The organism is Nocardia sp. NPDC002869 (assembly GCF_046764065.1).
GTDB lineage: Bacteria > Actinomycetota > Actinomycetes > Mycobacteriales > Mycobacteriaceae > Nocardia > Nocardia rhamnosiphila.
The window spans coordinates 1-8,825 of the sequence record NZ_JBKOOL010000205.1; the positions used below are offsets into that span (position 1 = coordinate 1).

An 8,825-nucleotide genomic window follows, 5' to 3' on the forward strand; every position below is an offset into this window, starting at 1 on the left:
AGTCGCTGCGCTCCTTCGCTCCGTCGGTCCAGAATCGGGGGCGGGCCCCGACCACAGAGGTAGACCATCCGGAATAGACAGAAGTGAATGTGCAGATCTGCGCCCTGATCAGGCCGGGTGAGCTCATCGCGCCATCAGCTCTCGGTGGTCGCCGCCGTAAATAGTCGCCGACATGTGCCAGGACCGGGACGGAGAAACGGCCACAGCGATGATTCGGGCCGGGGATGGAGGTCAGGGTCCATGCCGCTCACGCAAGGTGACAGCCCACAACACCCATCACGGACGCTCGGCGCCGAGGTGTGGGCCTCGGCGCCGAGTCGGAACAGACCGTCCCTACGCCCGCTGGTTCAGAAGGCGCGGCAGGAGCGGATATCGGTGGCCAGAATGGCCCGGGCACCCAGTTCCGCCAGTTGATCCATCAGCTCGTTGCCCTTCTTGCGCGGCACCAGCGCCCGGACCGCCACCCAGCCGGGGTCGGCCAGCGGGGCGACCGTCGGGGATTCCAGTCCCGGGGTGAGTTCGGCGGCGCGTTCCAGCAGACTCTTGGGGCAGTCGTAATCGAGCATCAGATACTGCTGAGCGAACACCACACCCTTGACCCTGGCGATCAGCTGGTTACGCGCCCGGTCGCGCTGGTCGGAGCCGGCCCGTTCGATCAGCACGGCCTCGGAATCGCACAGCGATTCGCCGAAGGCGACCAGATTGTGCTGACGCAGGGTCCGGCCGGAGCCGACCACATCGGCGATCGCGTCGGCCACCCCGAGCTGGATGGAGATCTCGACGGCCCCGTCGAGCCGGATCACCTCGGCTTCGATCCCGCGGCGCGACAGATCGGCCAGTACGAGGTTGGGATAGGAGGTGGCGATCCGCTTGTCCTGCAGATCCTCGACCTTCCAGTCCTGGCCCTGCGGGGCGGCGTAGCGGAAGGTCGAACCGCCGAATCCGAGCGAGAGTCGCTCGTGCACGGGCGCGCCCGAATCCAGTGACAGATCACGGCCGGTGATCCCCAGGTCGAGTTCGCCGGAGCCGACGTAGATGGCGATGTCCTTGGGCCGCAGGAAGAAGAACTCCACCTGGTTGGCCGGATCGAGCACGGTGAGATCGCGGGAGTCGGTGCGTTTGCGGTAGCCGGCCTCGGTGAGGATGGCGACCGCGGATTCGGAGAGTGCGCCCTTGTTGGGGACTGCGACGCGCAGCATGATGGTCCTTTCGGTCGGAGAACGGTCGGGGCGTCTACAGATGTCGGTAGACGTCCTCCAGCCGCAGCCCGCGGCCCACCATCAGAACCTGCACCCAGTAGAGGAGCTGGGAGATCTCCTCGGCGAGCGCCTCGTCGCCCTCGTGTTCGGCGGCCAGCCACACCTCACCGGCCTCCTCCAGCACCTTCTTGCCCTGGGTATGGACGCCCGCGTCCAGCGCGGCGACGGTACCCGACCCGGCGGGACGGGTGGCTGCGCGATCTTGGAGCTCGGCGAACAGGGCCTCGAAAGTCTTCACGGCAGGTCATTGTTTCAGACCACCGCCACACGACTCCGCCCGAGTGGGCACCACTGTGTCGTGGCACCCACTCGGGCGATCACACGAGTACCACTCATGCTGCGTCCATTGCGCATGAGCGAGACCTACGATCGGTCAACATGCTGATTGCGGAGACCGAAGCGCAGGCGAAGGTATCGCACTACCGCCTCCGGGCCCGACTCGCTCATGCTCCGGAGAGCAGGGTCTCCAGTTCGGCGACGGCGGTGCGCAGGTGCCCGGCGAACGCGTGCATCTGGTCGGCGACGGCCGCCGGGGTGGCCAGGTACAGATTCCACCGGTCGGGCAGCAGTACGTAGGCGATACCGATGCATTTCGGGCTGGTGGACCCGAAACCGAAGTAGCTGATGTTCACCGACGGCGCGGAGCTGGTGCTCAGATAGTCGTCGCGCAGAACGGTCCAGCCGGGGCTGGAGTACAGCGGAATCGGGTCGGTGACGCCGAGTTCGGCGCCGCGGCGCCGCTGGATCCATTCGAGTTCCCACAGATGCTGTTCCGGCGCCGCACCGGACTGGCACTGTTTCGCCCGTTCCACATGCGCGGTGGCGGCGGCGCGGGCAGCGGCCAGTTTCGTGGCGGTATCGGCCGCCGGATCCGTCATGGTGTCGGCGAAGGTCACCATCTCCGGGGTCACCACGCGCATCGCCTCGGTACGGCCGTTGCGGTACTGCCGGGTGGCGATGGATTCATAGGTGGCGCCGGTGAGGCCCTTACTGCGCCGGTGCGCGAGCTGGTAGCTCAGCTGCGCGAACGCGTCCGGGGAGATACCGAGCTGTTTGGCCCGGGCGGTGCCGAAATCCTCGAACGAGACGACCGTGGTGGCATTGTCCGCGGCGTACTGCGCGAACGCCGCCCCGGCCGCGACCACTTCGGCCTGCTGCTCCGCGTCGAGCCGGAACTCGATCTGCTCGGCCGGCGGCAGCCCCTGCCCCCGCGCCCCGGACCGCTGGAGATGCTCGCCGACAGGAGCCTCCAGCAGGGTGTCGACGAAGGACAGGATGGTGGTGCCGTCCAGGCCGCAGTGTTCGACATTGATCCCGGTCCGGCCGTCGGCGAAGACGATGAACGAGACCGATTTGTCGAACCACCGGTTGGCGCTGTCACCGTGCAGCAGGGTGTCGGCGGCGTGCAGGTCGTCGCGCGGGGCGAAATCCTCGAGGCAGACGGCGAACAGCGCCGTTTCGACGGTGTCGAGCGCCTCGGCATTGTGCGGATCGGTCAGCAGCCGGGCGCGGGCGCGGGCCCAGTCGGCGCGCGCGGCGGTGGTCAGCTGTCCGACCGAGGTCCCGGCCGGGGCCGGCTCGGTGGCCGATTTCAGGATCGCGCGCAGGCCCGCGGTCACATCCTCGAAGGCGTACGGGTCGCCGTCGGGTCCGAGAACGTCCAGCCGGAACATGGCTCCGCGGTGCAGTACGAGGATATGCCGCGCGGTGGACGGGCCCGGTTCGGCCGCACTGTAGGGCACCCGCACGGTGTCCTGTTCGAGACCGGGAATCCGGGTCTCCGAGAACAGGTACTTGTTCTGCCACATGGACAGGCGCTGCCCCCGCTGGGTGACCGGCGGGATCTCCTCCCGGTCCAGGGCCAGCTTGTAGTCGACCGCGGCGGCGACCAGCGCGGCGGCCCGCTCGGCCTGGTCGGCCGCGGTGGAACTCGCCAGCACGGTATCGTCGCGGAACAGGAAGAAGAAGTTGGCGTTCAACGCGATCCGGTCCCGCCGGCCCAGGTAGCGCGAGGGCCAGAACCGGTCGAGCCAGCTACCCACGCCCGGGGTCTGGTCGTATTCGCGCAGCGCGTCGTGCAGCACGCGGCCGGGGCCGCCGGGGCGTAGCAGATCGGCCACGGCCGCCTCGGTGGCGGCCAGCTGCTCAGCGGTCAGCAGCGGTGTGCACCACTGGACGAAACGCGCGCAGCTGTCCTCGAGGGTCGGCAGCGGGACCCTCGGGAGCTGGTCCTCGGCGGCGAAGGTGGATTCGGTCAAGTCGTTCTCCGGTTCGGTCGTCGGTCGGCGGGTTGCGCCCGGCGGTCAAGCGATGGATATGGGTGCCGAAAGCGGCCGGGACACATAGAGATTGGCATACAGCCAACCCTCGTTCTCCAGGCCGGTGGTATCGATGCCGTTACCGGTCAGCGTACTCAGCACCTGCTCGCGCTCGGCCATCGAGGCGAACCTGCGCTGGGCGAACTCGCCGGGCATTCGCCGGGTGTGGTAACCCAGCGCCGCCAGCTCCGCCTCGATGGGTTCGAAACCGTACATACGCAGCACGAAATGGGCCATCCAGGGGCGCCGGTCGGGATGGGCGGTGGCGATCCGCACGATCGTCTTCTCGGTGACGTATCCGATACAGCCGGTCGAGACGACCAGGTCCGCCGAGGCGAGAATCGCGCGTTGTTCGTCGCTGGGGTCGGTGGCCTCGAGGTCGGCGTGCACCACGGCGTCGAGCAGGCCCGCCGCGCGGGCGTAATCCAGGGCGGGCGCGGAGGCGTCCATACCGAGGAACCGCACCCCGGGCAGCGCATCGGCGCCGGCCGGCCGGGCGCGGTCGCGAGCGATCAACTCGTTCGTATCCGCCTCGGGGTCCGCATACCATCCGGCCAGCTCGGCGAGGGTGGTGTCCCAGCGCAGCAGGGCTGCGTTCACGCCGTAGGAGCACCCGATGTCCAGCACGCCGGGTGCTGCGCCCTTCGCCGCGCCGCATTCGGCGATCTGCCGCCGCAGATGCGGTTTCGCCAGTTCCGGAATGCGATAGTCCAGCTCCGACATCCGCGCGTAGTAGTCGCGTGGATCGGGCCTCGAGTAGATGTCGTCGAAGGATGCTTTCCCGGTGGTGTGCAACGGAACTGGCACGGTGTGTTCCTCTCCTCGGGCGGTATCCACTCGATCGCGTCCGATCAATCGAGCAGCCGGTCACCCCGGACGGCGTCGGCCGCGGCGAGATGATCGGGGAGCACCCGTCCGAACAGTTGACGGGTGCGTTCCACGGTGCCGATGACACCGGGACGGTCGCTGTAGGCGAAGATCGCCGTATGCCGCGTGGCCGCGCCCTCTACCGGGGAGACCCGGTGCAGCGAGAAGCGGCCCTGGAAGAGTTGCAGATCCCCCGGGCGCAGTACCAGACGCCGGATGAGGCGCTCGCCCGATCCGGTCAGGACCGCGTGCACATCCGGCAGGTTCTCGGCCTGCGGGGAACGGATTCCGGGACAGTATTCGAAGACCCCGCCCGCGTCGGGGGTAGCGGTCAGCATGCTGACGGTGAACTCGTTGGTGTCGAAATGCCAGGGATGCGATTGCCCCGGTGAGACCACATTGAGAACCAGCCCTGCCAGGGGGTCGGCGAATTCGTGCAGCCGGTCCCGGCCGAAGCAGTCGGCCAGGAAACGCTGGAACAGTTCGTCGGTGTAGAGGCGGTGGATGAGTGCGCCGGCGGGGATGCGGTCGCGCGGCACGAAGGCGTTACCGCGTTCGAAGACGATCCGGCCGGGATGGTCCTCGGGTAATTCGCTGTCGAGCGGGATGTTGTAGGCGTTGACCCGCTCGGTGCGGTAGTAGGCGTGCGGCGCCATCCGCTCCCCCTGCTCGGCGAGCAGGGCGTGCAGTTCGGGCCGGATGAACTCGCGCAGGACGGTGCAGCCGTCCTCGGCGAGATCGGCCCGGGCCGCCGCCACCGCGGCACGCCAACCGGGGGCACCGGGCTCCGCGAGCGGGTAGCGGGATGTGTCGACGATGTCGGTCAAGGTCACCGTGGCGGCCATAGCGATATTGTTATCGGACTGTCTGCGACACGCCCGGTGTTTGCCGGAGATAGCGGGTGAGTCCGGTCACGGACCGCTCGGTCTTGTTGCTCCGCAACATCCTTCGCCACCGCTGGTCGCCCCTGATCACAGCGGTGACGCCGGAATCGGCCACGAAAAGCAGCCCATGATCGAATGTTCGGGCGCACGGACGCATTCGGCGCCGGATGACCCAACTCGGCTTCCCGCGGACGAGGTGGCGACCGCCGGCGAGGGCTGGGTGCCGGCGGAGCTCAGGACGCCGCGGGATCACCGACGGCAACCGCGCGACAGGTCCGCAGCACCTCGTCGAGGTCGGTATGCGACAACCCGATCAGACTGTCGCGGTGCACCCGCGACGGGTGCGCCGGGACGGGGATCTCGCAGGGCACCACCAGCACCCCGCACCCCGCGGCCGTCGCGGCGGCCACCCCGGTGACGGAATCCTCCACGGCCACACAGTCACGGGGCTCGAGCCCGAGCAGCTCCGCCGCCCGCAGGTACACGGCGGGATCCGGTTTCCCGTGCGGGACCTCGTCACCACAGACCGAGACGTCGAACCGATCGCGGCCCAGCGTTTCCAGCGCCAGCTCGGTCAGCGACCGTTTGGTGTTGGTCACCAGCGCGGTGGGCAGACCCGCGGCACGCACCATCTCCAGCGCCTCCACCGCGCCCGGCCGCCACGGGATCGGCCCGCTCATCAGTTCCGTGACGCGCTGTTCCAGGAAATGTCCGGCCGCCGCCACGGCCGCGGGCTCCGGAGGCAGGCCGAGTTCGGTGAAAATGATCCGCAGCGCGTTCGCCCCGGACGCTCCGATGAGTGCGTGCCGGATCTCCTGGGTCATCTCCCGGCCCAGTTCGCGCGCCAGCTCCCGTACACCGATATCCCAGAGCTTCTCCGAATCGAGGAGGGTGCCGTCCATATCCCACAGCACTCCGGCAACCCGGTTCATAGGTACGGCCTTTCGTCGCGGTCGATCACATGCCCGTGCCCGGGAGCCGACCCGGCATCCCCGGCCGACCCTATCGGCAGCACGGCCGGGGGAAGGCCCCGGGCGGGCGGCTCACTGCAGTTGGGACGCGGTGATCACCAGCTGTCCGCCCTCCGGCACCACCTGGAACGACCGGTTCTCCGACTGCACCGAACCGTTGCTCATCGTGTAGGTGATGGTGGCGACGGCCGAGCCGGTGCCCGACGGCGTCACCGCGCCGATGCTGATGGCGGAGATGGTCGACCAGAAGCGCGTGTACTCGGCGTAGCCGCCGGTGGTGGCCTGGTACGCGGGCGAGAGCTGGGACCAGGCGGCGGACGGGTTTCCGGGCAGCAGGCCGTAGTACCCGCGGACGAACTGCTCGACGCGGGCCGCGGACGGCGGACCGGTTTCGGGCGTGGTGGTCGGCGGCGGGGTCGTGGTCGACGGCCGGGCGGTGGATTCGGTGTCGGATTCGGCGGTGTCGGGGGCGAGCGCCTGCGACGTGCCCGGGGCGAGCGCGGCCGGATCGTCGGTGTCGCCGCCGAGGGCATTCGCCAGCACCAACCCCACAACCACCACCAGAATCAGCGCGGAGACAGCCGCCAGTAACGCCGCACCGGTGCGTTTCCGGGAGCCCCCGGACGCTGCCGGAGCCTGCCCCGATGCGGGCGGGACGGCACCGGCGCCACTCGCCGGGGCGGTCTGTCGCGGACCGCGGAAGGCCGGCGGGGTTGCGCCCGGCGGCGGAACCCGCGGCGGGGCGGGAGCATCCGGCGACAGCGGGGGGGTCGCGGCCGCATCGGCGGGCAGGATCTTCGTGGCGGCGGGCGCCACCGGATCGACCGGTTCCGGTGCCCGCCCGGCAGCCACTTCCTCCAGCATCACCTGCGCCTCGTGCATGGTGGGACGGATGGCGACCTCGGTCGCCAGCAGGCGCATCAGCACCGGTCCCAGGGCGCCCGCGCCGGCGGGCGGTTCGACCTGTCCGCCGGCCACCGCGTGCAGGACCGCCAGCGGATTGTCGCCGTCGCCGAACGGCGGGCGGCCGGTATGGGCGTGGTAGAGCGTGGATCCCAGGGCGAAGACATCGGAGGCGGGTATCGGCTGCTCACCGCGCGCGACCTCAGGCGCCAGATACGCGGGGGTGCCGGCCAGGAAACCCGTGGCCGTCACCGTCACATCGCCGGTGGCACGCGAGATACCGAAATCGGTGATCTTCACCGTCCCGTCATCGCCCACCAGCAGATTCGCCGGCTTCACATCGCGGTGCACGATACCGGCGTCGTGCGCGGCAGCGAGCGCGGCGGCCGCCTGGGCGCCGAGTTTGGCGACCTCGAGCGGGCCCATGGTGCCGTCGAGGTTCAACCGGCTCGCCAGGCTCGGCGCGTTCATGTATTCCATGACCAGCCACGGCTGGCCGTCCTCCTCGGCGACGTCGAACACCGAGATGGCGTTGGGGTGGTGCAGGCGCGCGGCGATCCGGCCTTCGCGCAGTGCGCGTTTGCGCGCTTCCGAGGTCTGCTGTTCGGTCAGGTTGGGTCCGAGCAGCACCTGTTTGACCGCGACGGTGCGCTGGAGCCGGATATCGAGTGCCCGCCACACCACACCCATGGCGCCGGTGCCGATGGGATCCGTGAGCCGATACCGTCCGGCGATCAGCCGATCCTTGGTCATCTCTGTCGTGGCCCCTTCTGTTCGCCGCCGAGTCTTCCAGCACTCCGCGCGTCACAGGCGGCTGCCTACGGGTCCGCTCCGGCCCGGCGCGCCCGAACTGCCCGACAACATTGTCGCGACTTCTGATTCGGCGGTAACCTCAGCGGAAATTCCCGGAAATCCTACGCTCCGGCACCTGGAAGCCGTGCGAGCAGTAGGGGTTTACCAACCCTGTCGCGCCCCGATCACCTGCGTTTTCGATCTTCGACGGTGGTTCGGAGCCGACGGACCACCGCCCAAGTGATGACAATCACATTGCCCGCAGGTTTATCCGAGCTCAGAGGGTATCCGAGATCTCGGATTGCCGGGTTCGGATCGGCTGGCCGGGGCGTAGGGTGCGTGCGCGCTGGCGAAGAGGTTCGGTAATCCGTGTTGTCCTGCGGTTCTGCTGCAGTTTGGACCGGCTTGCCGGAGTTGCTGCCGCATAGCTCGCCGCGGATCTGCACCCGGGCCGCCACCACCCGGCTCGGGGCCCCGACGACGGTGGCGGGTGGGTCGGTATCGGCCTGCGGCACCCTCAACCCCGATCTCACGCTGGCGGATCGGGTGTTCACCTGCCCCTGCGGCCACCGCGCTGATCGGGACCTGAATGCCGCGGTCGACCTCGCTGCCTGGCCGGCGCTCCACAGAAAAGACCCATCACGATCCCCCGGACCTCCGAGCAGGGGGCCGGGTTACCAATGCCCGCCGACGGGAAGGCACTGACCGGCATCCGAGGGGTGCCGGTGCAGCCGGCCCGGACGACGCGGGAACCAAGGCTCATGCCCCGGCCGGGGCATGAGCCGGGGACGCCCGAGAGGGCGGTGTCCGATAACTCGATGAGTTATCAGA

8 protein-coding genes are annotated in these 8,825 nt (G+C 69.1%); 1 reads left to right on the forward strand and 7 read right to left on the reverse strand.

All coding sequences use genetic code 11. The annotated features are described in order from the left end of the window. Positions 1-347 precede the first annotated feature (347 nt). The 7 genes from hisG to ACLML9_RS25895 form a co-directional block, all read right to left on the reverse strand. Positions 348-1,199 (reverse strand): ATP phosphoribosyltransferase, encoded by an 852-nt coding sequence (gene hisG / locus ACLML9_RS25865; RefSeq protein ID WP_356954546.1) that lies wholly within the window; start codon positions 1,197-1,199, stop codon positions 348-350. Between the two features lie 34 nt (positions 1,200-1,233). Beyond that, positions 1,234-1,497 (reverse strand): phosphoribosyl-ATP diphosphatase, encoded by a 264-nt coding sequence (locus tag ACLML9_RS25870; protein ID WP_030521337.1) that lies wholly within the window; start codon positions 1,495-1,497, stop codon positions 1,234-1,236. 205 nt (positions 1,498-1,702) lie between these two features. Beyond that, positions 1,703-3,517, reverse strand: coding sequence for a choline/carnitine O-acyltransferase (locus ACLML9_RS25875; RefSeq protein ID WP_411947958.1), 1,815 nt, complete (start codon positions 3,515-3,517; stop codon positions 1,703-1,705). A 45-nt stretch (positions 3,518-3,562) separates the two neighbouring features. Then, positions 3,563-4,384, reverse strand: a complete 822-nt coding sequence (locus ACLML9_RS25880) for a class I SAM-dependent methyltransferase (protein WP_411947959.1) — start codon at positions 4,382-4,384, stop codon at positions 3,563-3,565. Between the two features lie 44 nt (positions 4,385-4,428). Next, positions 4,429-5,289 carry an arpA protein gene (locus tag ACLML9_RS25885; protein ID WP_411947960.1) on the reverse strand — a complete coding sequence of 287 codons (861 nt, stop codon included), beginning with the start codon at positions 5,287-5,289 and terminating at the stop codon, positions 4,429-4,431. A gap of 272 nt (positions 5,290-5,561) precedes the next feature. Continuing rightward, positions 5,562-6,260, reverse strand: coding sequence for an HAD family hydrolase (locus tag ACLML9_RS25890; RefSeq protein WP_411947961.1), 699 nt, complete (start codon positions 6,258-6,260; stop codon positions 5,562-5,564). 111 nt (positions 6,261-6,371) lie between these two features. Beyond that, a complete protein-coding gene (locus ACLML9_RS25895) occupies positions 6,372-7,955 on the reverse strand; it encodes a protein kinase domain-containing protein (protein ID WP_411947962.1) in 1,584 nt (527 codons plus the stop codon). A gap of 522 nt (positions 7,956-8,477) precedes the next feature. Here ACLML9_RS25895 and ACLML9_RS25900 point away from each other — a divergent pair. Beyond that, on the forward strand, positions 8,478-8,699 hold the full coding sequence (locus ACLML9_RS25900; RefSeq protein ID WP_411947963.1) for a zinc ribbon domain-containing protein: 222 nt from the start codon (positions 8,478-8,480) through the stop codon (positions 8,697-8,699). Positions 8,700-8,825 lie beyond the last annotated feature (126 nt).

Bases quoted from the DNA above. Each gene is read 5' to 3' on its own strand.
- ACLML9_RS25885 (WP_411947960.1), bottom strand. From the start codon at position 5,289: ATGGCCGCCACGGTGACCTTGACCGACATCGTCGACACATCCCGCTAC.
- ACLML9_RS25890 (WP_411947961.1), bottom strand. From the start codon at position 6,260: ATGAACCGGGTTGCCGGAGTGCTGTGGGATATGGACGGCACCCTCCTC.
- hisG (WP_356954546.1), bottom strand. From the start codon at position 1,199: ATGCTGCGCGTCGCAGTCCCCAACAAGGGCGCACTCTCCGAATCCGCG.
- ACLML9_RS25895 (WP_411947962.1), bottom strand. From the start codon at position 7,955: ATGACCAAGGATCGGCTGATCGCCGGACGGTATCGGCTCACGGATCCC.